The organism is Olivibacter jilunii (genome assembly GCF_900607235.1).
GTDB lineage: Bacteria > Bacteroidota > Bacteroidia > Sphingobacteriales > Sphingobacteriaceae > Olivibacter > Olivibacter oleidegradans.
Genome location: NZ_LR027848.1, coordinates 557,473 through 579,863 on the forward strand (window position 1 = coordinate 557,473; position 22,391 = coordinate 579,863).

20 protein-coding genes are annotated in these 22,391 nt (G+C 40.3%); 8 read left to right on the forward strand and 12 right to left on the reverse strand.

The window, feature by feature from the left end:
- Positions 1-63 precede the first annotated feature (63 nt).
- Both hpt and E0E36_RS02425 read right to left on the reverse strand, forming a co-directional pair.
- Positions 64-597 (reverse strand): hypoxanthine phosphoribosyltransferase, encoded by a 534-nt coding sequence (gene hpt / locus E0E36_RS02420; protein WP_013664658.1) that lies wholly within the window; start codon positions 595-597, stop codon positions 64-66.
- Positions 597-2,633 (reverse strand): transglycosylase domain-containing protein, encoded by a 2,037-nt coding sequence (locus E0E36_RS02425; protein WP_130854592.1) that lies wholly within the window; start codon positions 2,631-2,633, stop codon positions 597-599. Before E0E36_RS02425 ends, hpt begins: the two co-directional genes overlap by 1 nt.
- A 203-nt stretch (positions 2,634-2,836) precedes the next feature.
- On the opposite strand from E0E36_RS02425, the gene E0E36_RS02430 reads away from it, so the two are divergent.
- From E0E36_RS02430 to E0E36_RS02440, 3 genes are all read left to right on the forward strand, one after another.
- Positions 2,837-3,925: an Mrp/NBP35 family ATP-binding protein gene (locus E0E36_RS02430; RefSeq protein ID WP_130854593.1), complete on the forward strand. Its 1,089-nt coding sequence runs from the start codon at positions 2,837-2,839 to the stop codon at positions 3,923-3,925.
- A gap of 44 nt (positions 3,926-3,969) precedes the next feature.
- Positions 3,970-4,248 carry a NifU family protein gene (locus E0E36_RS02435; protein ID WP_013664655.1) on the forward strand — a complete coding sequence of 93 codons (279 nt, stop codon included), beginning with the start codon at positions 3,970-3,972 and terminating at the stop codon, positions 4,246-4,248.
- 67 nt (positions 4,249-4,315) lie between these two features.
- Positions 4,316-4,966, forward strand: a complete 651-nt coding sequence (locus E0E36_RS02440; RefSeq protein ID WP_013664654.1) for a peptidase associated/transthyretin-like domain-containing protein — start codon at positions 4,316-4,318, stop codon at positions 4,964-4,966.
- 18 nt (positions 4,967-4,984) lie between these two features.
- On the opposite strand, the gene E0E36_RS02445 is transcribed toward E0E36_RS02440, so the two are convergent.
- From E0E36_RS02445 to E0E36_RS02455, 3 genes are all read right to left on the reverse strand, one after another.
- Positions 4,985-5,557 carry a nitroreductase family protein gene (locus E0E36_RS02445; protein ID WP_130854594.1) on the reverse strand — a complete coding sequence of 191 codons (573 nt, stop codon included), beginning with the start codon at positions 5,555-5,557 and terminating at the stop codon, positions 4,985-4,987.
- A gap of 100 nt (positions 5,558-5,657) precedes the next feature.
- Positions 5,658-7,841 carry a carboxy terminal-processing peptidase gene (locus E0E36_RS02450; RefSeq protein WP_242627111.1) on the reverse strand — a complete coding sequence of 728 codons (2,184 nt, stop codon included), beginning with the start codon at positions 7,839-7,841 and terminating at the stop codon, positions 5,658-5,660.
- A 160-nt stretch (positions 7,842-8,001) separates the two neighbouring features.
- A complete protein-coding gene (locus tag E0E36_RS02455; RefSeq protein ID WP_013664651.1) occupies positions 8,002-9,183 on the reverse strand; it encodes a tetratricopeptide repeat protein in 1,182 nt (393 codons plus the stop codon).
- Positions 9,184-9,341: 158 nt separating this feature from the next.
- Between E0E36_RS02455 and E0E36_RS02460 the strand changes: the two genes are divergently transcribed.
- Positions 9,342-10,622: a replication-associated recombination protein A gene (locus E0E36_RS02460; RefSeq protein ID WP_130854595.1), complete on the forward strand. Its 1,281-nt coding sequence runs from the start codon at positions 9,342-9,344 to the stop codon at positions 10,620-10,622.
- Between the two features lie 26 nt (positions 10,623-10,648).
- On the opposite strand, the gene rnc is transcribed toward E0E36_RS02460, so the two are convergent.
- The 3 genes from rnc to E0E36_RS02475 form a co-directional block, all read right to left on the reverse strand.
- The gene (rnc, locus tag E0E36_RS02465) at positions 10,649-11,380 is read right to left on the reverse strand and encodes a ribonuclease III (RefSeq protein ID WP_013664649.1); all 732 of its coding nucleotides are present in this window, start codon (positions 11,378-11,380) and stop codon (positions 10,649-10,651) included.
- 84 nt (positions 11,381-11,464) lie between these two features.
- Positions 11,465-12,718 carry a beta-ketoacyl-ACP synthase II gene (gene fabF, locus E0E36_RS02470; RefSeq protein ID WP_013664648.1) on the reverse strand — a complete coding sequence of 418 codons (1,254 nt, stop codon included), beginning with the start codon at positions 12,716-12,718 and terminating at the stop codon, positions 11,465-11,467.
- 24 nt (positions 12,719-12,742) lie between these two features.
- Positions 12,743-12,979: an acyl carrier protein gene (locus E0E36_RS02475; protein WP_013664647.1), complete on the reverse strand. Its 237-nt coding sequence runs from the start codon at positions 12,977-12,979 to the stop codon at positions 12,743-12,745.
- Positions 12,980-13,249: 270 nt separating this feature from the next.
- Between E0E36_RS02475 and E0E36_RS02480 the strand changes: the two genes are divergently transcribed.
- Positions 13,250-13,669: an IPExxxVDY family protein gene (locus E0E36_RS02480; protein ID WP_041387154.1), complete on the forward strand. Its 420-nt coding sequence runs from the start codon at positions 13,250-13,252 to the stop codon at positions 13,667-13,669.
- 190 nt (positions 13,670-13,859) lie between these two features.
- A complete protein-coding gene (gene pyk / locus E0E36_RS02485; RefSeq protein WP_013664645.1) occupies positions 13,860-15,290 on the forward strand; it encodes a pyruvate kinase in 1,431 nt (476 codons plus the stop codon).
- 49 nt (positions 15,291-15,339) lie between these two features.
- Here pyk and E0E36_RS02490 read toward each other — a convergent pair whose 3' ends face one another.
- From E0E36_RS02490 to E0E36_RS02505, 4 genes are all read right to left on the reverse strand, one after another.
- A complete protein-coding gene (locus tag E0E36_RS02490; RefSeq protein ID WP_130854596.1) occupies positions 15,340-16,431 on the reverse strand; it encodes a DUF4407 domain-containing protein in 1,092 nt (363 codons plus the stop codon).
- Between the two features lie 14 nt (positions 16,432-16,445).
- A complete protein-coding gene (locus E0E36_RS02495; RefSeq protein WP_130854597.1) occupies positions 16,446-17,759 on the reverse strand; it encodes a UDP-N-acetylmuramoyl-tripeptide--D-alanyl-D-alanine ligase in 1,314 nt (437 codons plus the stop codon).
- Positions 17,760-17,849: 90 nt separating this feature from the next.
- Positions 17,850-19,496, reverse strand: coding sequence for a PspC domain-containing protein (locus E0E36_RS02500; protein WP_130854598.1), 1,647 nt, complete (start codon positions 19,494-19,496; stop codon positions 17,850-17,852).
- Positions 19,497-19,509: 13 nt separating this feature from the next.
- Positions 19,510-19,869 (reverse strand): PadR family transcriptional regulator, encoded by a 360-nt coding sequence (locus E0E36_RS02505; RefSeq protein WP_013664641.1) that lies wholly within the window; start codon positions 19,867-19,869, stop codon positions 19,510-19,512.
- A 271-nt stretch (positions 19,870-20,140) separates the two neighbouring features.
- Between E0E36_RS02505 and galK the strand changes: the two genes are divergently transcribed.
- Together galK and E0E36_RS02515 are read left to right on the forward strand one after the other, a co-directional pair.
- On the forward strand, positions 20,141-21,325 hold the full coding sequence (gene galK, locus E0E36_RS02510) for a galactokinase (RefSeq protein ID WP_130854599.1): 1,185 nt from the start codon (positions 20,141-20,143) through the stop codon (positions 21,323-21,325).
- Positions 21,312-22,385 (forward strand): aldose epimerase family protein, encoded by a 1,074-nt coding sequence (locus E0E36_RS02515; protein WP_130854600.1) that lies wholly within the window; start codon positions 21,312-21,314, stop codon positions 22,383-22,385. The genes galK and E0E36_RS02515 overlap by 14 nt, the downstream gene beginning before the upstream one ends.
- Positions 22,386-22,391 lie beyond the last annotated feature (6 nt).

Consider the following 22,391-nt stretch of genomic DNA (forward strand, 5'->3'; position numbering starts at 1 on the left):
ATATCGCTGTGTCATATCAAGTTTGTTCATTGCATCATGCACAGGTACAGATAATAGGATGGATTATATCGCACGATATATGTCCTTTAAATTACGGCCGATGCCGTTATAGTCAAGACCATACCCCACAACAAATTGATTCTCTATTTCAAAACCAACATAGGCAATTTCTTCAAAATCATGTTCAAGCGCATCCGGTTTTAACAGCAGGGTGCAAACAGCAATAGAAGCCGGTTCTTCTTCCGCGATTAACGCAATCACTTTCTTCAGCGTATTGCCGGTATCTACAATATCCTCCACAATTACAACCTCTCTTCCCTTGAGCGGATGACTGAGGCCAATTAGGTTTTTCACTTCTTCTTCCCGTTGATCACCTCGATAGGAGGCCATTTTCACAAAACATACCTCTGAAGCAATATGTACTTCTTTCATCAGATCGGCCATGAACATAAAACAGCCATTTAGCACCCCCACGAACACCGGTATTCTATTTTCATAGGCTACATTTAGCTGTATCCCTATGAGCCGTAATCGCTTTTTTACCTGCTCATGCTCGATCATTAGCTCAAAATCTTTCTGATCTATTTGTATTTTCATCAATCCTGCTGCTCGTCTTTTTTATCTTTTCCAAAAAGCCTTTCAAAAAAACTTTTTGCTTCTTTAAGCTCTTCCTCCAAAATGTCCGGTTTAACCGTATCCACTTGAAGCGTATCGGGCCTTGCGGGCCGGAGTGCCTCCCTAAGCGTTACGTTATAAAACCCGTAACTGCTACTATCGCGCGGCACGAGGCCACGCCGGGCCATAATACCGCCTATTAGCCTAAAATAGCCTCCTAGGTAGGGCTTTAAATGGCCATCATACTGGAATGGATAAAGGCCTGTCTTTGGTTTCGGTATGATACTGGCCAGATAAATGCTTTCTCCTACATTCAACTGGGAAGGGTGCTTTCCAAAATAAAATCGCGATGCTTCTCCGATTCCATATACGTTTCTACCCCACTCAATAATGTTAAGATAAACCTCAAACATTCGATTTTTACTGACTATCTGATTATTTTCAATCAGCCAAACCATCAATATCTCTTCTATTTTTCGCACCAATGTCTTTTCTCTTCCAAGAAAAACGTTTTTTACTAATTGCATGGAAATCGTGCTACCCCCTCGTTTAAAAGCTTTGGCTTTTAAGTTGGCCGTAATAGACATTTTAAATGCATCAATCACAAAGCCTTTATGACTAAAAAAAGAAGGATCTTCGGTGGTCAACACCGCATTCCTGAGATTGGGTGATATTTCATTAAGTGGCGTGAAGTTGGGATTATTGGGCGACACATCAATACTACGCATCGCCTTTCCGTCTTCATAAGGTATGTAAGTAAATGGCGTATTAATCTTTGCTAAATTCGTTTTACCCCATGAATTTATGCGAAACCCTTTTTTATCCATTCCCGCAGCGAGACGTACACTGTCAGGATTATCTAAATCTACAAATAAATCTAAGTGGTACTTCAATTTTCCCGAAACCCTAATGCCTTCCAAATTATCAAACATTCCATGAGGAAATGAGTCAAACATATCCTGCGCATCAATTTCCGGCATCTCTACACCCAATTCCACCGTACGATGTGGTTTAAAGGTTATCTTTCCAAAAGGATGGGCAGACAATTTTTTTATTTTCACTTCCGAACTCCTGTCCAAACCGATGTAGTTTTCGCCCACCAAGACCTTCGCATCGATATGCCCCTGTGGAATGACGATTTCCTGCTCAGCTATCCTCCAGTGTTGAACAACAAGATTTTTGGCCGCCCACCCTCCTGATATTTGTAGTTCTCCGCCATTCATCGTCACCTTTCGCAAATCCGTTTCCAATGTATCAAACTTTAAGGTAAGTCCATACTTCTTTTTGATAACCGGTAATTCAACTGCTTTGCCCTCGGCATAAACTTTAAAATACAATTGCTTTTTAGACGGACGTACGCGCCCTAAAACATGCCACACCGCTTCATTCCCATTAATTTTTACAGTAGAAGACAAATCACCGTCATCAATGATGGCTTTTGGTACCGTTATAATTTGCTTAGCACTATCGTCCACATAACTTGCCTCGAAATTGGCAAGCTTCATGTTTTCGGGAATTTTATAAAGCACGCTGTTGATTAGCTTATTGGCCAATTCGGCTAAATTCATTTTGGTGCCCCGTTGCGTAGTGTCTGCCTTTTTCTGCTTAAACAAGAAATCATAATTACTCAGGCTGTCTTTTTTTACAAAAGATAAGGAAGCATCGTGTAGATTCAGCGCAGAGACTTTTACATCTCCTGATAAAAGTGGCCAAAGTTTCACGGTGACATCTAAATAATCAACGCCCAATAGCTGTTCCCGTTGGTTTGGTACCACGCGAAAGCCTTCGAATGTCACGGTACTAAAGCCAGAAAAATACGCTTTATCTATCTTTACATAGAGGTCATAATCCGTTTGAGCTTGCTTTTTTATTTGCTGCAGCGCTTGCTGCAACAAGCTTTCCCTTTTATTATAGATGACGCCGAGCGCGATCGCTAACACCACCAAAATCGTCCCCAGAACGATTAGCGCAATTTTAATGTGCTTCGGATGAATTTTTTTTAAATATTCTTTTATCATAACGGGTGGACGCACTATTATTCGTCAAAAGTAACACTATTCTCTCATTATTAATGGTTCATTCACATCAAAGATAGGGGGATGACTATCGACGCAATGTATACTGTACGTTTGTTTATAAAATGTAGAAATACCGCAAACCCGGGTAAAGACCGCATTATCTACCCTATATTTCGTATTTTTGTACAAAATATGGAGTTCAAATGATAACTAAAGAACAGATATTACATGCTTTAAGTTTTGTTGAAGACCCTGATTTCAAAAAAGATCTTGTTACCTTAAACATGATCAAAGATATTGAAATCACACCACATAAAATCAGCTTCAGTGTTGTGCTTACAACGCCTGCTTGTCCTATGAAAGATCATATTGAACATGCTTGCCGTAATGCGATCGCGCACTTTGTCGACAAAGAGATTGAAGTTTCCATTAACATGACATCTCAGGTAAAATCGGCTCCCAATCAACAACTGGATAATATTAAAAATATTATCGTTGTGGCTTCAGGAAAAGGAGGAGTAGGGAAGTCAACCGTTGCAGCTAATTTAGCGTTAGCACTTCATCTTAAAGGAGCAAAAACCGGCTTATTAGATGCCGATATTTATGGTCCATCCATCCCTATGATGTTTGGTGTGGAAGGCGCACGTCCCAAGGCTTCTAAGACAACCGATGGAAAAACGAAAATAGAACCGATTGAAAAGTTCGGGATTAAACTATTATCTATCGGTTTTTTTACGGATCCGAATCAGCCTATTCCCTGGCGAGGGCCAATGGTAAGTGCTGCTATCAAGCAGTTGTTTAACGATGCTGATTGGGGCGAATTAGATTATTTAGTGGTTGACTTGCCTCCGGGTACCGGCGATGTACACATCACAGTAGCTCAAAACTATCCCGTTGCAGGAGCCGTTATTGTAACGACGCCTCAAAATGTTGCCTTGGCCGATGCGACAAAGGGTATTGGCATGTTTATGATGAATACGATTAATATCCCTCTACTAGGGGTTGTTGAAAACATGGCCTATTTTACCCCCGCGGAACTACCTGACAATAAGTACTATATTTTCGGAAAGGATGGCGGCAAACGACTGGCTGAAAAGTTTGATGCTCCTTTTTTGGGCGAACTTCCTTTGGTCAAAAGCATTAGTGATGCCGGTGATAATGGCTATCCCATTGTAACTGATGAGGACGAGCTTATTTCCAAAAACTTTATATCAATTGCCGAAAAAGTGGCGCAACAACTGTCCTTACAACATAATATAAAGGAAGTACAAAAGCCGGATTTTACACAGTAAATAATTTTTAGTATCTTTACATCTATTTTAAAACCACAAAGGTTATGAGCTTACAGGAGAGAGTAGAAGAAGCACTAAACACCCTAAGGCCTTATCTCGAGGCGGATGGTGGTAATGTAACCATAGAAGAAATTACGTCAGAGAATGTCGTTCGCTTGCGCCTGTTAGGATCGTGTGCGTCTTGTTCAATGAGTATTATGACTTTTAAAGCGGGTCTGGAACAGGCCATTCAAAAAGCTGTTCCCGAAATTACCGCAGTAGAAGCAATTAACATTACCGATCCAAATGACCCGAATGCTACCATGCCCCAGCGTGTTAACTAATTGACGCAAATCCTTTTAACATTATTTAACAGGAGCTTTTGCTGAGTTTTGGTAGTTTTATTGCATTATGAAAAAAATCGTTTTTGTAACCTGCTTGCTTATTTTAAGTGTGTCTACCTTGGCATTTGCCCAACAACATACCGAAAAGAAGCTGGTACAGTTTAGCGGAGTTATACATAATGCGGATTCAAATATCGCTGTGCCCTATGTAACATTGACAAATCTCTCTTATCAAAAGCAGCTGTTTAACGCAAATCATCAGGGTTTCTTTTCTTTTGTAGCCCATGAAGGGGACACGATAAAACTCAGCGCTGTAGGATATCGTTCCGAGCAATTAGTGATTCCTAAAACCACCACTAACAAAGTGACGGTCAATTTAACAATGAAGGCGCAAATTATCGATTTGCCCGTCGTCACGGTTTATCCATGGGCCAGTATAGACGAATTTAACTACGCATTCATGAATTTGCAGATCGCCGATGACGATTATCTAATCGCTCAAAGAAACCTTTCTTATGAGTCATTGGTAGCGATGTCTAAGGTAGTTCCAAGAAACGCAACCGAAATACAAAATTTAGACGCGACCAGCAGACATATTGGTTTAACCAATAAGACTGTCAATCAACGCAATTCCAACGCATTGTTTAGTCCCTTAGCCTGGGCAAATTTTATCAACCAAATTACGCAAGGAAATAAGAGTCGAGCGAGCGATAATTAGCTGTACTCCCTTACATGATTAACTTTTTATCCATCGAATTTTTTCTTCGACAGGTTTTCGTTGGCCTTCTGCTTCTTTTTCATGATGATATCCTAGATAAAAAAGTCCCAAACATTCCTCATTTTGACTGAGTTGCAGAAAATCGCTCATCCCACTCAAGGTACCCGGCGTACTCCAGTATCCACCTATGCCTTTCGCTTTTGCTGCAAGCCAAAGATTTTGCGTCGCACACCCAACAGCCGCTATTTCCTCCCAACGCGGAACGATTCCACTATAAGCTATGTTAATTGCAATTACCGCCGCAGATTTTAGAATTTTTTCCTTGATATTATCAAACTTCTTTATCAAAAACTGCTCTTCTTTCGTTTGCACTCGATATAATTCGGCCATCTTATCAGCAAGCGCTTGGAGCCCTTGCCCTTTAAATACCGTAAAAAACCACGGTTGGGTGAGCTTATGACTTGGTGCATAATTAGCATATGTCAGAAGTTCCTTTATAATTTCATCAGGAATATCTTGATCGATATAACTTACAGGAAAAACACTTCGTCTATATTTTATATTATCCAGAATTATCTTTTCAGTAGACATATGTTTGTCGTAATTAAATGAACGGTTGCTACATGCTATAAAAAGCCATAGCCACTTGCAGTGGCTATGGCTATGAGTCCGATGTGTTCGAACCAAAAAACTACTTTGCCGAAGCAGCCACTTGATTATGAACAGCAGGTTTCAATTCTATGAAATCGGCCATGATGTCTAAACTTTCATCTTCGATGAAATCGTTATCCATCCGGGGAAGCGCTTGTCCTTTTGCTATGGCCGGTAAGCCTTTTAGTTGCCGGCGAGCGTTTACACGATCTCTATTTTTTGCATCTTGATCTTCTCTTTCCTTCTTTAACTTCGTTTCCTGCAAGGATACAGAAGTCTCTCCTTCACGCTTATTGAACGCTTCGATATCGTCTAAAAGATATTTATATTCTGTAGACGTCTTCATCCGTTCATTATGCTTCTTTATCAGGACGGGTTTGATCGCACTTAAATCGGCATAAGGGTTATAAGAAGAAGATTTAATTTGGTCCCAGGGAAGAGCTGCTTTTTCTGAACTTTCTCCAAATTTATCTGCTGCATAAATCATAGGAAATTCTATATCAGGCGTGACTCCCTTATGTTGAGTGCTGCTTCCATTTATTCGATAAAATTTGAATGTTGTAAAATTTATTTGTCCGAATTTCGGGGCACCTTGAGGCATGCTTTCATCATTGGAAGCTTCATTCGTTTTATCTCTGGCACTCAACAACAACCTATCGGCACGGCTAATAAATTGATCCATGGCTACCGCACTTTGCACAGTCCCTTTTCCGTAAGACTGGGTTCCAATAATAATTCCACGTCCATAATCCTGGATTGCGGCAGCAAAAATTTCAGAGGCTGAAGCGCTGAATCGGTCGATTAAAACGCCTAGCGGCCCTTCCCAGCTTATGCTTTCATCCTCGTCGTTGTTAATTTCCACGCGATTGTTCGGGTCTCGAACTTGCACAACCGGCCCTGATTTAATAAAAAGTCCGGTCAATTCTACAGCTTCAATTAAAGACCCTCCACCATTCGCCCTCAGATCCATTAAAACCGCATCGACCTTTTCTTGTTTTAAGGTATCTAATATCCGCCGTACATCTCTTGTTGTACTCTTATAATCAGGATTTCCAGCTTGCATTTCTTTAAAATTCAAGTAGAATCCCGGAACTTTTATGACTCCTATTTTATACGTTTTTCCATCAGCGCCCTTAACCTCTTTCACTTCTTTCTTTGCTGATTGCTCTTCATCTACAATCTTATCTCTCACTAAGGATATTATTTTTGGAGCAGAAGTAAGTTCTTGGCCGGCGGGAATTACTTTCAATCGAACCGTTGTTCCTTTAGGCCCCTTTATTTTAGAGACTACATTACCAAGCCGCCAACCAACTACGTCTACAAATTCACCGTCACCTTGGGCCACAGCAATAATCCGATCATCTTGCTTTAGGGTTTTATCGCGAAAGGCAGGGCCACCAGGCACTATACGCATTACCTTTACGACTTCATTATCCATCATTAACTGCGCGCCTATTCCTTCAAACGAACGGGCCATACTCTCGTTAAAGCGCTGCGCATCTTCCGGAGTGAAGTAATTGGTGTGGGGGTCAATAGCGCCCGTAAAAGCATTCATCATAATTTGAAACGCATCATAATTATTAGACGTGTTTTCCTGTGAAAGCAAATTTTGGTAACGTTCTTTTAGCGTTTTTTTATTTTTTGTCTCCTCCCCTTCTTTTCCGGTACTACTCAATTTCAGATTTAAAAGATCGTATTTTATTCTTTTCCGCCAGCTTTCCTGAGCCTCGGCCTCGGTTTTGAACCAAGCAAGTTTCTCTCGATCGTAAACGAAAGACTCCTCTTTAGTAAAATCATATTTCTTGTCTATCTGGGAAATGGCGTATTTTAATTGCTCATTAAAGCGCTTTCTGTAAACATTGTAAATATGAAACATCGCGCTTAGATCACCATTCTTTAAATCATTTAACAAGACTTTACGATAAGGTTCAAAACTGTCGATATCCGATTGGAGAAAATAATTTTTCCCTTGATCCAGATTTTTCAAATACAGATCAAAAACGACGGATGACAGAGAGTCATCAAAAGGAACTTTTTTGTAATGCGCCTTTTCAAGCAGGGCGACTAAATCTTTGGTTATAATTTCTTGTTTGGCATTGGGCCGCAGAGCTCCTGAACCTTCATCCAATTTAACGCGCGGGTTAGCACTACAAGCAACTGCTGCAGCAATAAACAACGCCAAAAACAATTTTTTCAACATCTCTTGGAACGATTTAATATCCATTATTTATACGTAATACTCTCTTGGACAACGCTGTCCTCAAGGCTTTAAAATTATCAAAAAAAGAACCAAAAACCACACAGCAATATAGTATAAAACTATTTCTTTTGTAAATCATATAAATTTTACATTTATGCGATGCTATACTTTGTCGGAGGGCTTGTTACATGGAAGTATTCTGCATTACTGTCATGGTATCTTCTTTTGTTTTTGATACCGTGGCCTTTACATCGCTAGTGGGAAATAACCGATTTTTGATATGGTGATAAGCTGTTAAATATTCAGAGGCTTTTGTATAATTTTTTGTCTGCAAATACACATCCCCTAGATCATCATATATACGTAAGCTCAACATCTCATCACCTGCCTGTAAAGCATAAGCGGCTGCAGAAGTATAATCGGTGATGGCTAGATCATACTCCTTCAGTAATTTCTTTACTTTACCAAGATGGTATAAACTATACGACAAATCACGCTGACCATTACTTGCCAACGAAGCAACTTTTACAGCCTGAAGGTGGAACCACCTGGATTCGGTATATTTTTTTTCCAACAAATAAATGGCAGCCAAACTATTATAAGCACTCACACGACCGCTGGTGTTTTTCTCTTTTTTGTACAAAGGCAAAACTCGTTTAATGATATCATGCTGTGCTTCTTTAAATTGTCCTTTTCTAGCCTTCAAAAGTGCTAAATGCTCTAAGGCTATCGCCATGTTATGTGTACTGTTTGCCTTTAATGCAGCTTTACTCATTAGCTCATAATAGAGCAGGGCTTTATCGGTATTGTCCAGAAACTCATATAAGGCCCCTAAATTATTTGCAATAATAGCTTGTGCATGGAAGTCGTTAATCTCTCCCTTTATAGCAAAGGCTCGTTCAAAGCTACCAATAGCTTGTTCATAGCCCCTGTCTTCTACATATAAGAGCGCCAGCCGGTTTTGCAGATCTGATACCATCTCCATATTTCCAATTTGCAAATAGGACTGTAAAGAACGTTGGAGAGAATTCTGTAGATCGGCTCTATTTATACTTGTATGCGTGGGTAAAGGATAATACTGCCCGGTCTGCTGCAAAACAGCGCTGAGGCCTCTTTCTTCCAACCCTTTTGTAACGAAAACTGCAGCCATGCGCTTTTTGTCAAACTCTTCTTTCAGCAATTGCTCCTTGGTCTTTTCGGGTGGAAGTTCATATAAAACAGGGCCTATTCCTGAGAAATCTTTTACGGATACTGTGTCTGGCACAATCCCCCTATCACTTCTTCTTTTGGATAACTTGCCTTTTACCCCCGGTGAGAAACCCATTAATAGGCAAGAAACCAATGTATATTTAAGTATCTTTTGCACGTACGCCGTTTTTATTTATTTCCTATTATACAAACTTATATAAAATTGATTTGATTTGCAATTTTATGATATCCAAGACATAACCTATTTTTTCGACTTCTTTGTCGCAATGTTGGTATTGCTTTTAGATAAAAATAATAGTAGGTTTGCTAAAAAAGATGGCAACAACTCCTCCTTTGGCTGAGCGCATGCGCCCTGAAAATATAAATGATTATGTTGGTCAATATCATCTATTGGGCCCGGATGCTGTTTTAAGAAGATCCATTGAAAGTAACAATCTTCCATCTATGATTTTATGGGGACCTCCCGGGGTTGGAAAGACGACCTTAGCTTATATCATTTCGAAGCGTTTAAATCGCCCGTTTTTTAACCTCAGTGCAATAAATGCCGGGGTTAAAGATGTTAGGGAAGTCATTGAACAAGCGAACTTAAGTAAGGCCATGTTTCAGGATCAACCCATTTTATTTATCGATGAAATTCATCGTTTTTCAAAATCCCAACAGGACTCTCTGTTAAGTGCTGTTGAACGGGGACTGGTTACCTTAATTGGAGCAACAACAGAAAACCCATCTTTTGAAGTTATATCAGCATTACTATCCCGTTGTCAGGTATATACGTTGAAACCATTAGACGAAAGTGACCTTGTAACACTTTTACAAAAAGCCCTCGCTAATGATCCGGTCCTAAAAGAAAAAAAAATCATTATTGATGAACATGAGGCTCTTCTCCGAATTTCAGGGGGAGATGGCCGGAAGCTACTTAACGTATTGGAACTGGTTAGCAATGCTCTTCCTGAAGGTAACCATCATATTAATAACGAATTCGTGCTGAAACAGGTTCAACAGAACATGGCGCTCTACGACAAAGCCGGTGAGCAGCATTACGACATTATTTCCGCCTTTATCAAATCGATCCGAGGAAGTGACCCCAACGCCGCAGTATACTGGCTGGCACGGATGATTGAAGGAGGGGAAGACCCATCCTTTATTGCTAGACGATTGCTTATTCTGGCCTCCGAAGATATCGGCAACGCAAACCCAAATGCCCTGTTGCTTGCAAATAACTGTTTTCAGGCTGTAAATGTAATCGGATGGCCTGAATCAAGAATCATTCTTTCGCAAACGGTAACCTACATGGCCTCATCAGTCAAAAGCAACGCTGCTTATGAAGCGATTAACAAAGCACAGGCGCTTGTTAAACAAACGGGCGATTTATCGGTTCCTTTACATTTAAGAAACGCACCTACTAAACTGATGAAGAATTTAAATTATGGAAAGGAGTACAAGTATGCACACGCATACGATGGAAATTTTGTTGAACAAGAATTTATGCCTAAAGAATTAAGAGGTCAACAATTGTATGATCCGGGAAAAAACCCTTCAGAACAAAAGCTAAGGGAGCATCTACGGAAACTATGGAAAGATAAATATGGATACTAGTAGGCAACGACCTAACCTTTACGTCGCTAAATGATGCCTAAGGCTTCGCAGGCTTTTTCCGCAGCCAACTTTTCGGCATTTTTCTTATTATAGTCGCGCCCCGTCCCCCTGACTTCCCCGGAAATAATAGCTTCTACCGTAAATAATTTAGCGCTCTCTCCTTCTGCATTATTCGCTACTTCAAACAACACTTCGTTCCCCGTGGACTGACACCATTCAATTAATCGGCTCTTAAAATTTGTTTCGGTTTGCTCTAACAGGTGAATGTCTACGTGAGGCTTTATAATGCGGCTGAGAAGAAAATTACGGGTAAACATGTATCCCTTGTCAAGATAGACTGCTCCAATGAGAGCCTCAAAGGCATCGCCCAATAAAGAGCTCGATTTCCCGGGATATCCTACCATTTTCGAATCGTATTGTATGAGTTCATCGAAACCCAGCTTTCTGGCTAATTGGTTAAGATGAACTCTACTAACAATCTTTGAACGCATCTCCGTTAAAAAGCCCTCATCTTTATAAGGGTACATTTTAAACAAAAGCTCGGCGACAACTGCGCCTAGAATAGCATCTCCTAAAAACTCCAGCCGCTCATTGCTATTTTTTGTTCCTTTCTTTACCTGTACCGCAACCGATTTATGACGAAAGGCCATTTGGTAGAGGTATAAATTTCCCGGTATAAATCCGAGTAAATTTTTTAGTGCCCGAACGTATTTTCGTTTGGACGAGAGGTAGAGCTTATAAATGCTAAAAATAGACATTATTCATTTGGAAAATTTTCAGAATTCCATAGATATGATTCAGCGAAGCTTTCGAAAAGATACGTTTCTCAAGGCAGAAACACATTATTCTTCGTACTTCTTGAATATAACGGAGGCGTTATGCCCACCAAAACCAAATGTATTACTTAAAGCATAGTTGACTGTTCGACTTTGCGGTTTATTAAACGTAAAGTTAAGTCTGCTATCTAAGTTGGGATCATCGGTGAAATGATTAATCGTTGGAGGTATGATACCATTTCGGATGGCCAAAATGGAAGCGATTGATTCTACCGCCCCAGCCGCACCTAACAGGTGACCTGTCATAGATTTGGTTGAGCTAATGTTAAGCTCATAGGCATGAGCTCCAAAATGATCAAGAATGGCCTTCGATTCACTTATATCTCCTACCGGTGTTGAAGTACCGTGCACGTTAATATAGTCGATATGTTCATTAGAAATACGGGCATCTTTTATGGCATTGGTCATCGCTAGCCGCGCACCGAGACCTTCCGGGTGGGACGCAGTAATATGGTGCGCATCCGCACTCATGCCTCCACCGATCAACTCCGCGTAAATCTTTGCTCCACGTGCTTTTGCATGTTCCAAACTTTCAAGGATAATCGTTCCCGATCCCTCGCCGGCCACAAAACCATCCCGATCATTATCGAAAGGTCGCGACGCGGTAGCAGGGTCATCGTTACGTGTTGAAAGTGCATGCATTGCGTTAAAGCCTCCTATACCCGCTTCGTTGATAATGGCCTCTGACCCGCCACTAATAATAACGTCGGCATATCCTGTCCGGATATAATTGAGGGAATCTATCAGTGCGTGTGTCGATGAAGCACAAGCTGAAACGGTTGAAAAGTTCAACCCATGCAGTCCATACTTCATGGATATATGCCCAGGACATATATCCAATATCATTTTGGGTATAAAAAAGGGGTTGTATCTAGGTGTCCCGTCGCCTTTAGCAAAGTTACTTACTTCGTCTAAAAAGGTTTTCAATCCGCCAATTCCCGATCCCCAAATTACACCGATACGATTTGTATTTAACTTGTCAAACTCTAACCCGGCATCCCGTACAGCCTCTTCTGTAGAGGCAAGGGCATAATGAACAAATGGATCTAACTTACGAGCCTCCTTCCGATCCATAAATTGAGTAGGATCGAAGCCTTTTACTTCACACGCAAATCTTGTCTTGAATTTCTCTGCATCAAAATGCGTAATAGGAGCAGCTCCGCTTACCCCGTTGATCAAACCATTCCAATATTCAGAAACAGTATTACCAATAGGAGTAAGCGCACCTAATCCTGTTACTACTACTCTTTTAAGCTCCATTTATTCGATTGGCCTAATTTTTAGTTAGTTAACGTTTTTCTCTAAGTAAGCTACAGCTTGTCCAACAGTGCTGATGGTTTCAGCTTGGTCGTCAGGGATAGCTACGTTGAATTCCTTTTCAAACTCCATGATCAACTCTACGGTGTCTAATGAATCAGCACCTAAATCATTGGTGAATGAAGCCTCTGGTGTAACTTCATTTTCGTCAACACCTAATTTCTCAACGATAATTGCTTTAACTCTTGAAGCGATATCAGACATGATTTTTATGGTTTAATGTTTAATAAATCAGTGCAAAGAAAAATAAAATTCAGCAAAAATCAAACCTTTTTAAGTTTTAGGCCTAATTACTTTATTCTCAAAGACATTTTACCATAGGCAATTTGTTCAACTTAAGGCAGAAAATTACTTCCCTTAAACACTTGTTGTGCCAAGTGTCCTTAATAACAAATGATTTTTTGTTTTGTGTTAAGTATGTCAATTGCAATAGAATAGCAATTTATCTAAGTTTGCACCAAAGTTTTAGAAACATTGAATAAGCTGACATTAAAATACGAATTGGATATCGACTTCAATTTGGTGGCCATAACTTGCCCCTTAAAGGATTATCGGCTATGCTATTATATTAATAAAGTTACAGGATTGGACCTACACAAAATAGACGATCATGAAATTTGGCAAGACAATCAACATTCCTTTTATTTCGGAAGATACTACTATGAAGACAGCAATAATGAAATTTCCTACTACCTTTTAAATAATAAAGGTCTCGAGGGGGGGGTACTCATTCCGGAGATGAAAGTCACGGATTTTTTCTTATTGATAAAAAATGCCATCGATGATGAGCTGCTGGAGTGGCAGATCGATCAGATAAATAATTTAAAAGAGGTAGTTGTAGCATCCGAAATAGATCCACATAAATTGAAATCGAGAGAAAATTTAGTATTTTAGCTTGAGAATGATTTTCTTACCTTTGCCCGTGTAACTTTTACACTATTGTGAATAAAAACAACGACTTTTTCCCGAGGGGGGGAAAAGGTAATTAACAGAATAATAGAATTAACAACCATAAAGAACAACTATATTTCCGGTAAACCAAGGGCTTATAGTATGTTCAACGCCATTAAAAACTAGCAATAAAATGAAAAAAGTTCATAAGAGAACTAAAATTGTGGCCACTTTAGGCCCCGCTTCATCGCCAAAAGAAATATTAAGCAGCTTAATTGAAAAAGGTGTAGATGTCTGTCGTTTAAACTTTTCGCATGGTAGCCAAGAAGATCACCTCAAGGTTATTAATACGATAAAGGAGATTAACGCCGAAAACAATTTGAATATCGGAATCTTGGCCGACCTACAGGGCCCTAAAATACGTATAGGAAAAATGAAAGAAGGCGGAGCCATTTTATTAAATGGAAAACAGCTTCGCATTACTACTAAAGAAATGATAGGAAATGAAGAAGAGATCTATATTACCTATCAAGAATTTCCAAAAGACGTTACTGAAGGAGAAATCATCTTGTTAGATGACGGAAAAATTCAGCTTCGGGTGTTAAAGACCAATAGTGTCGACTCGGTTACCTGTGAGGTGGTACACGGCGGTGTACTGACGTCCAGAAAGGGCGTTAACCTTCCTAATACAAAAGTTTCTATCCCCAGTTTAACGGAAGAAGACTTAGATAACCTTCATTTCGTATTGAACTATGATGTTGAATGGATCGGTATGTCTTTCGTTCGTACCGCCGAAGACATTCTACAATGCAAAAAAATAATTGCGGAGAGGGGCAAAACAGCGCGGGTCATTGCAAAAATTGAAAAGCCGGAAGCGATCGAAAATATCGACAGTATCATTGCCGCTACGGACGGGGTTATGGTTGCAAGAGGGGACTTAGGTGTCGAAATCCCGATGGAACAAGTCCCTCTATTGCAGAAAATGATTGTTCAGAAATGCCGCGATGCTTCTAAACCAGTGATTATTGCCACGCAAATGTTGGAAAGCATGATCACTACGCCTAGACCTACCCGAGCAGAGGTTAATGATGTTGCTAACTCTGTTTTGGATGGAGCTGACGCCGTTATGCTTAGCGGAGAGACATCTGTAGGTGAGTTTCCTGAAATCGTAATCGAAACGATGACAAAGATTATCAAAAACGTAGAGGGCACGGCTTATCCTTATTTTTCACCACGCAAGCCCGGGCATAATCCATCTACCTCTATTCCGGATTCAATTTGTGCATCGTCGGTTTACCTCGCTCAACAGGTAAAAGCAAAAGCGATTGTAGCAATGACCTCATCCGGCTACACGGCCTTTGAAATCTCCAGCCACAGACCGGATTCAGACATCCATATTTTTACCGGAAACAAATCGCTTCTTAATACACTTAGCTTACTTTGGGGTGTAAAAGGATTTTACTATGATGGGGAAGAAAGTACCGATTCTTCTATAGCAGATGTAAATTCTCAGCTTAAAGAAGCCGGGCTGATCTCTTCAGGCGACCTCGTAGTCAACACCGCCTCTATTCCGATCAGCGAAAAAGGAAGAACGAATATGATTAAAGTCACTGAAATCAAATAAGATAATAAACGCTCATTATTTAATGCATGAAAACATTAAATAATGAGCATTATCCTGTAATACCTTCAAGCTCACTTCTTATTTTCTTTATCCCCGCACTTACTTTGGCAGATTGAACTTGATCAAGAACGGTTACTTCAGTAGTTTTGTCTTGCTCTGACCGATAAATAACCAAAAATTCCTCATCGTTAATCAAAGCATCGTAAGGACCTTTGCCACTCATCAGCTTAACCAATACGGGCAAGCATTCAAAAAAGATGAATAATAATCCAATGAATGTTATCGCCCAGTAATTACTCGCATTCGTCTTCCCTGCATCACTGTATTTTAACTGTCCGAGGGCTTCGTTCCTATCAGCAAAACCAGCTAGTTTCACGATGCTATCCAACTCCTTGGATGTCATTAGCTTTTCGTCAAGCAGGCCATCGATCTGCCTCCTTTCTTTTATAAAGCGCTCCTGAACGCTTATCTGTGAACGTAAATCCTCTTCTCGTCTCTCTCTTTCCTTTAACGCCTCCTCCTTTCTTTTGGCGTAAGGGCCATAGCCCATCATACCCGAAGTCTCAGCTGTTTTACTTCCAAATATTTCAAAATTTAAACTTTGACGATCGTGCTTAATCGTTTTCGAAAGGGAATCAAGTTCCGATTTTAGTCCTTCTAATTTAACGATATCACTATTGTATTTACGATCAAAGGAGCCATTTAATTGATCGATCCGTTGTTTTTGTCCATTTAGATAATTTATCTTAAGTTGTTCTCTTATTTCCTTATCAAATATTTTTAGCTCCAAAGGCCTGGAAATCACAATCCCAATCAATATCGCCAAAACTAAACGAGGTGCTGCTTGGAGAAACTGTTTAAAGGGTGTCGACATTTTATTAATTGTTGAAACGATGTAGCGGTCCATATTAAAAATAGCCGTTCCCCAAATGAGACCAAAGGAAATGGAAGCGAGTAAGGCATAAGTGCTTCCGCTAAAAACAAAATACAGCGCATAACTACCGGCGATAGCGGCAAACAAACCGGTAAAAAAAATCGTTGCTCCAATACCTGCATATTTGTTGTGCTCTGAGGGAGTTTTCAATAAGGTAGGTACGTGTACCCCACTACAAAACCAAAAAAAATGATTAATCTTCCTCATAACTCCCTTTTAAATTATAGATATTGAAGCAAGCCTTCAAAAGCCATTCCTCTAGATGCCTTTAGAAGAACCGTCGTATTTTCAAGTGGTTTCTCTTGTAAAGCCTGCTTAGCCGCGTCGAGCGATTCGTAATATTCTATATCATGTTCTTCTTGCCTTTGTCCGAAAAAGTTCCTACCCACAAAAATTTTTCGATAAAGCTTCATGCCACGTATGCGTTCGATCAAACGGCGATGTTCTGTCGGTGCTTCTTCACCCAACTCAAACATATCACCCAAAATTGATACCTTTTTCTCCGCATGAATACTTTCCAAATTATCCAGAGCCGCCCACATACTACTTGCATTGGCATTATAGTAATCACAAATAACTGTATTCTTTTCAGTCTGCGTGATCTGAGAACGATTATTTGTAGGGCTGTACGCTGTAATGCCTCGGTTAATTTCCTCGGGGTTCAATCCAAAATATAAACCTACAGCTACGGCAGCTAATACATTTTCCAGATTATAGGAGCCCGTTAAATGCGTAGGTACCACCTGACGATCGTAACCATATGCCTTAATACTGCTCCAACCTAAATTTAAAACGGGATTAACGGAAAGCAATTCGCCACTAATATTGTTCGATTTGTCTAAACCATAGGTTATGATTTGCTTGAAGGTTTTATTGTTGGCCATTGATAATAAATGATTATTATCTCCTTGTAAAAACAGAACCCCTTTATGTTCTTCCAGCCACTCATATAACTCACCTTTAGCCTGTTTCACCCCCTCAAAACTTCCAAAACCTTCTAAATGCGCCTTCCCAACATTTGTAATCAGTCCGAGCCCCGGTTTCGCTATCCCACATAAAAAAGCGATCTCGCCAATATGGTTAGCACCCATCTCTATAATAGCAAGCTCAATAGCTGAATCAATTGCCAGCACACTCAACGGTACACCTATATGATTATTCAAATTACCTTTTGTAGCATAAACGTTAAACTTCTGCGACAACACCGATTGTAGAAGCTCTTTAGTAGTCGTCTTTCCGTTAGTACCGGTGACCCCTATAACAGGTATCTGCAGCTGATCCCGGTGATACCTCGCTAAATTTTGCAGTGTTTCCAGAACATTCGAAACCACTTCGATGCGTTCGTCAACAATGGGTACCGGCTCATCAACGATCGCTAATCTTGCACCTAATTCCAGCGCTTTTTCAGCAAATTGATTACCGTTAAATGTAGCCCCTCTCAATGCAAAGAAAATGGACCCGGGAAGAATATTTCTCGTATCCGTTGATATTTTTTGACATTCTTGAAAAAGCCTATAAAGTGTTGCAATCTCCATAAAAATGATTTTTGCGACTAATTTACATATTATAATATTGAGAATAATGACTCGCCTTATGAGGCTTTTTCACTTAAGTTGGCTATCTGATTAATTTTCAATATGGACTGAATCTGCTTGATGTTCTTCTTCCTTTTTCATCTCTGCTATGCATTTCAACCCTTCTTCCGTCATAATCCATTCTGTATAAGAGGCTCTATTTTCCTCGGGAAAATTTTCTCTACATTGCCAAACCGGCAAATTTCTAATATGGTTATCGGCTTCATTACTTAAAAATAATTTTGCGCCCACAGGTAACAACATTTTAATACTTACTCGCTGGTCGCGCATTAGTTCACCTTGTGGCAAGGTGGAGTTATTATCAAATACGATATGCTGTTCCTGCTGATTCACATTATAAATGATTCGTTCTGCTCGCTTCGCTGCTAGATCAAAGTTTTTCCCTCGGGCGTGAAACTCTTGAACGAGTTTTGCCGGACTGTTCGTCTCCCCCTTTATTATTTTAATATCGACCGAATTCATGTTTCGGAATTTACCTCTTTTTCGATTGGATTTTATAATAGTACCCAAAGAGTCCAGTCGATTCCCGCTGGAATCGACCTTTTTAATGACGTTGACATCGTTTACATCCACATAATATGCAGGGAAAGGGGCTAGTAAGCGCTCCTGAACAATGGAAGCATCCTCTCCGAAATCTTGTGCTGTTTGAATCGTATAATAGGTGAGCGTACCGGCAGCTACGAGCCATAGTACCAGAAGCCCGAATCCTACATAACTACCCGCTATTCGCCTATTAAATACAATACGGATGGCTAGTATAATAAGTGCCAAAAGAGGGATCGCCAAACTGAAGAAAGCGGCCACAATGACAATACCCTTATAAGATTCAGGAACAAGATACAAGGGGAAATCCGGGTCATATAACCCCCCGAAGCCATCTCCGGTCCAATCTGGTATTGCCAGAATTAGGCAAACAAGCAACGCAACAATTCCTGCGCTTAACCCGAAAATGATAAGAGCGCCGATAACTTTTAAGAATACAATGAATGCTTTTGCAATAAAATTCGCAGCACCCTCCAACGAGTCTGCCGCCTTATTTAGGCCGGGTTTGATTCTTTCCCCGGCCATAGTAAAATTTCCGCGGAGGCCCTCCATTTCCTCTTCAAAATTCTTTTTGAAGTTTTGCAAATTCGGTGCTTCCCCACGCATCGCCATACGGTCGGCCCGGGTTTTTGCAATGGGTACAACAATCCAAAGTATAATGTATAAAAGGAAGCCCGTTCCGGCAAAAACAAACAAGAGTACCATTACGAGCCGAACCCATAATGTTTCGATATCGAGGTAATGCCCCAACCCGGAACATACGCCCCCAAATACTTTATCATCGGGATCTCTAAATAATTTGCGTGTTCCTGAGTAGCCTGACCCATAATACGATTGTCGCGAATAATCATAAGAATCACCGGCATTATCACTTTCAAAGTCGCTCACTTTTCCCATCTGTGCACAAACTTCTTCCACATCCTGCATCGTAATAACTTCTTTCTTTCCCGGAACAATCCGTTCGTTGAACATCTCTGCAATTCTGTTTTCAATATCTCCTACAATTTCCTTGCTGTCTTCCGTATAAGCAAAATGCTTTTTCACATCGATCATGTATGACCGCAAAGCATCGTAAGCATCTTCTTCAATGTGAAAAACGATGCCGTTTATATTTATTATTATTGTTTTATTCATGGTTAATCATTTATTAAAGGTTCACATCGCTGTTTTCTTCTGTATTTCTAGGTGCAGTGGATGTTTTTACTGCAAACACAAGCTCGTTCCAAGTTTCATCTAAAGCTTTAAGCACTTCTTGGCCGGCTTCGGTTATTTGATAATACTTTCTTGGCGGACCCGAGCTGGACTCTTTCCAGATATAGCTTAACAGCTCGTTATTCTTCAATCTGGTTAACAGAGGATATAGTGTACCCTCTACCACCAATAAGCGAGCCGCCTTGAGCTCATTGATGATATCTGAGGCGTATATTTCCCCTCGGGAAATAATTGACAGAATACAGTATTCCAGTATTCCTTTCCTCATTTGGGTTTGCGTATTTTCTACTATCATATAACAAAGATATATGTTTTGGTAGGTATTATGCAATACATAGTAGCTTGTTAAAGATATACTAAATTATAAATGACTGACAATCAACGACAAAAAATTAAAATACCGACAAAAACGCATGTTATCAGAAGCTATATCTTCGATTATTTCAGGTATTTCGTTTGGTCATTCTGTTTTGGCGGTTATCAAATAGTGTATTTTTAACACAATCCATTTGCTTTTTAATATTTCATCCAATACATTTACAAATTAATTCCTTATAAACAAAAGCATGATTAAAGCGGCTAACCTAAAGAAACTATTTATCGAAAAATTTAGTCAGAATCCATTAATCGTCCGCTCACCGGGCCGAGTAAACCTCATTGGAGAGCATACCGATTATAACGAAGGGCTCGTTCTTCCGGCGGCAATTAATAAAAATGTATACTTAGCTATTGCTAAAAATAACACGGATAAAGTTCGTCTTTATGCCATAGATCTATCCGATTCTTTTGAAACCACCGTTGATGCTATAAAAAAGACTGACAAACTTTGGCCGGATTATATTCTCGGCGTCATTGAACAATTGCAATTAAATAATTACGCCATTAATGAAGGATTCGATATTGCTTTCTCCGGAGATATTCCGCAAGGAGCAGGCTTATCGTCATCCGCTGCCTTGGAATGCGCTACCGCTTTTGCTCTAAGCACGCTTTTTGAGTTCCACATAAGTAAGCTGGATATCGCACTTCTGTCTCAAGCTGCTGAAAATCAGTTTGTCGGTGTAAATTGCGGCTTAATGGATCAGTTTGCGAGTGTATTCGGAAAAGAACAGCACCTTGTGAAATTAGATTGTGCAGATTACTCATACGAGTATATTCCTTTTAAGACAAGCGACATAAAAATATTGCTGCTCGATACGCAGGTTAAACACTCGTTAGCTTCCTCTGCCTACAACGAACGCCGCGAACAATGCGAAGAGGGCGTTCGGTTGATCAGTCGGCATCACCCCTCAGTTACCAGTTTGCGGCACGCTACGGAAGAGATGCTTCTCAAATATGTAAAACCCGTTGACGAAATTGTATATCGAAGGTGTAGCTACGTGGTCGCAGAGATTGCACGTTTACAGCTAGCTTGTGAGGATTTGAAAAAAGACGATTTTAAAGCTTTCGGGCAACGTATGTTTGAAACGCATGAAGGCTTGGAGAAACAGTATGAAGTGAGTTGCAAGGAACTTGATTTATTGGTGCAGTTAGTAAAGGGCAATCAGTATGTGCTAGGAGCCCGTATGATGGGTGGGGGCTTTGGCGGTTGCACGATTAATCTTGTGAAAGCTGATAAAGCGGAGGAAGTGGCTCAACAAGTTGCTGCTGCTTATAAAGAACAAACAGGAATAGAGATTCCGTATTATATTGCTGAAATAAATTCCGGAACGAGTATCGTTGATTTAACACAAGCATCGTATGGCCAGGTATAAGCTTCCACTACTTAAAGATTTCAAAACAAAAGGAGACGATAAGAGTAGCGCGCTGATCATACTAAAAAATAACAGAGGAATGCAGGTGGCGCTTACAAACTATGGCGCGCGAATAGTAAGTATGATTGTTCCCGATAAGACCGGAAGTTCGGTAGATGTTGTTTTGGGCTTTAACAACATCTTGGATTATCTCCATGCGGATGAATTATATCATGGGGCTACTATTGGGCGATACGCCAACCGGATAAGCAACGGTACATTTGAACTTGGCGGAATACCCTATAAAATTGAACCAAATAACGGCCCTAATGCGCTACATGGTGGGAAAAATGGTTTTCACACAAAAATATGGGATCGAAGAATTAACAATCCCAATCAGGTGACCTTCTATTATACTTCTCCTGACGGTGAAGAAGGTTTTCCGGGAACACTCACCGTGTCCGTAGATTATCTATTGACAGATGAAAACGAGCTCCAAATAAATTATCGAGCAAATAGCGATAAAGACACTATTATTAACCTTACAAATCACGCCTATTTCAATCTGGATGGCGAAGGTTCGGGATCCATCGTTGATCATGTTGTTGAAATCGCAGCCGAAACGTTCCTTCCCATTAACGAGGTTCAAATCCCTTTGGGAGAGCTCCGACCGGTAAGCGATTCAGCTTTTGATTTCCGTAAACCGAAGCGTATATCCTTGGGCATATCAAGCGAGGATGAACAAATCCAAAAGGGAGGTGGGGGATATGACCATACCTTCGTTCTAAACGAAGCAAACAAAGACGGTAAAAAAGTCGCAGCTTCTGCCTTCTCTGAAAAGAGTGGGATTATGCTCGAAGTGCTTACCACCGAACCCGGGATACAATTTTATACGGGAAATGCGCTCACAGGAAAGGACAAAGGGAAATCAGGAAACCACTATGCCAAGCAACACGCGTTCTGCTTCGAGACACAACACTTTCCTGATGCACCGAACCAAGCACAATTCCCATCACCCTTACTAAAGGCAAAGCAGCCATTCCGATCACAAACAATTTATCGATTTCATGTGCAAAAATAAAAACAC

Coding starts and splice junctions, on each gene's coding strand:
- E0E36_RS02435 (WP_013664655.1), top strand. CDS start 3,970: ATGAGCTTACAGGAGAGAGTAGAAGAAGCACTAAACACCCTAAGGCCT.
- E0E36_RS02505 (WP_013664641.1), bottom strand. CDS start 19,869: ATGATAGTAGAAAATACGCAAACCCAAATGAGGAAAGGAATACTGGAA.
- E0E36_RS02425 (WP_130854592.1), bottom strand. CDS start 2,633: ATGATAAAAGAATATTTAAAAAAAATTCATCCGAAGCACATTAAAATT.
- E0E36_RS02440 (WP_013664654.1), top strand. CDS start 4,316: ATGAAAAAAATCGTTTTTGTAACCTGCTTGCTTATTTTAAGTGTGTCT.
- E0E36_RS02460 (WP_130854595.1), top strand. CDS start 9,342: ATGGCAACAACTCCTCCTTTGGCTGAGCGCATGCGCCCTGAAAATATA.
- E0E36_RS02430 (WP_130854593.1), top strand. CDS start 2,837: ATGATAACTAAAGAACAGATATTACATGCTTTAAGTTTTGTTGAAGAC.
- E0E36_RS02490 (WP_130854596.1), bottom strand. CDS start 16,431: ATGAGGAAGATTAATCATTTTTTTTGGTTTTGTAGTGGGGTACACGTA.
- galK (WP_130854599.1), top strand. CDS start 20,141: ATGATTAAAGCGGCTAACCTAAAGAAACTATTTATCGAAAAATTTAGT.
- E0E36_RS02515 (WP_130854600.1), top strand. CDS start 21,312: ATGGCCAGGTATAAGCTTCCACTACTTAAAGATTTCAAAACAAAAGGA.
- hpt (WP_013664658.1), bottom strand. CDS start 597: ATGAAAATACAAATAGATCAGAAAGATTTTGAGCTAATGATCGAGCAT.
- fabF (WP_013664648.1), bottom strand. CDS start 12,718: ATGGAGCTTAAAAGAGTAGTAGTAACAGGATTAGGTGCGCTTACTCCT.
- pyk (WP_013664645.1), top strand. CDS start 13,860: ATGAAAAAAGTTCATAAGAGAACTAAAATTGTGGCCACTTTAGGCCCC.
- E0E36_RS02500 (WP_130854598.1), bottom strand. CDS start 19,496: ATGAATAAAACAATAATAATAAATATAAACGGCATCGTTTTTCACATT.
- rnc (WP_013664649.1), bottom strand. CDS start 11,380: ATGTCTATTTTTAGCATTTATAAGCTCTACCTCTCGTCCAAACGAAAA.
- E0E36_RS02450 (WP_242627111.1), bottom strand. CDS start 7,841: ATGGATATTAAATCGTTCCAAGAGATGTTGAAAAAATTGTTTTTGGCG.
- E0E36_RS02475 (WP_013664647.1), bottom strand. CDS start 12,979: ATGTCTGATATCGCTTCAAGAGTTAAAGCAATTATCGTTGAGAAATTA.
- E0E36_RS02445 (WP_130854594.1), bottom strand. CDS start 5,557: ATGTCTACTGAAAAGATAATTCTGGATAATATAAAATATAGACGAAGT.
- E0E36_RS02495 (WP_130854597.1), bottom strand. CDS start 17,759: ATGGAGATTGCAACACTTTATAGGCTTTTTCAAGAATGTCAAAAAATA.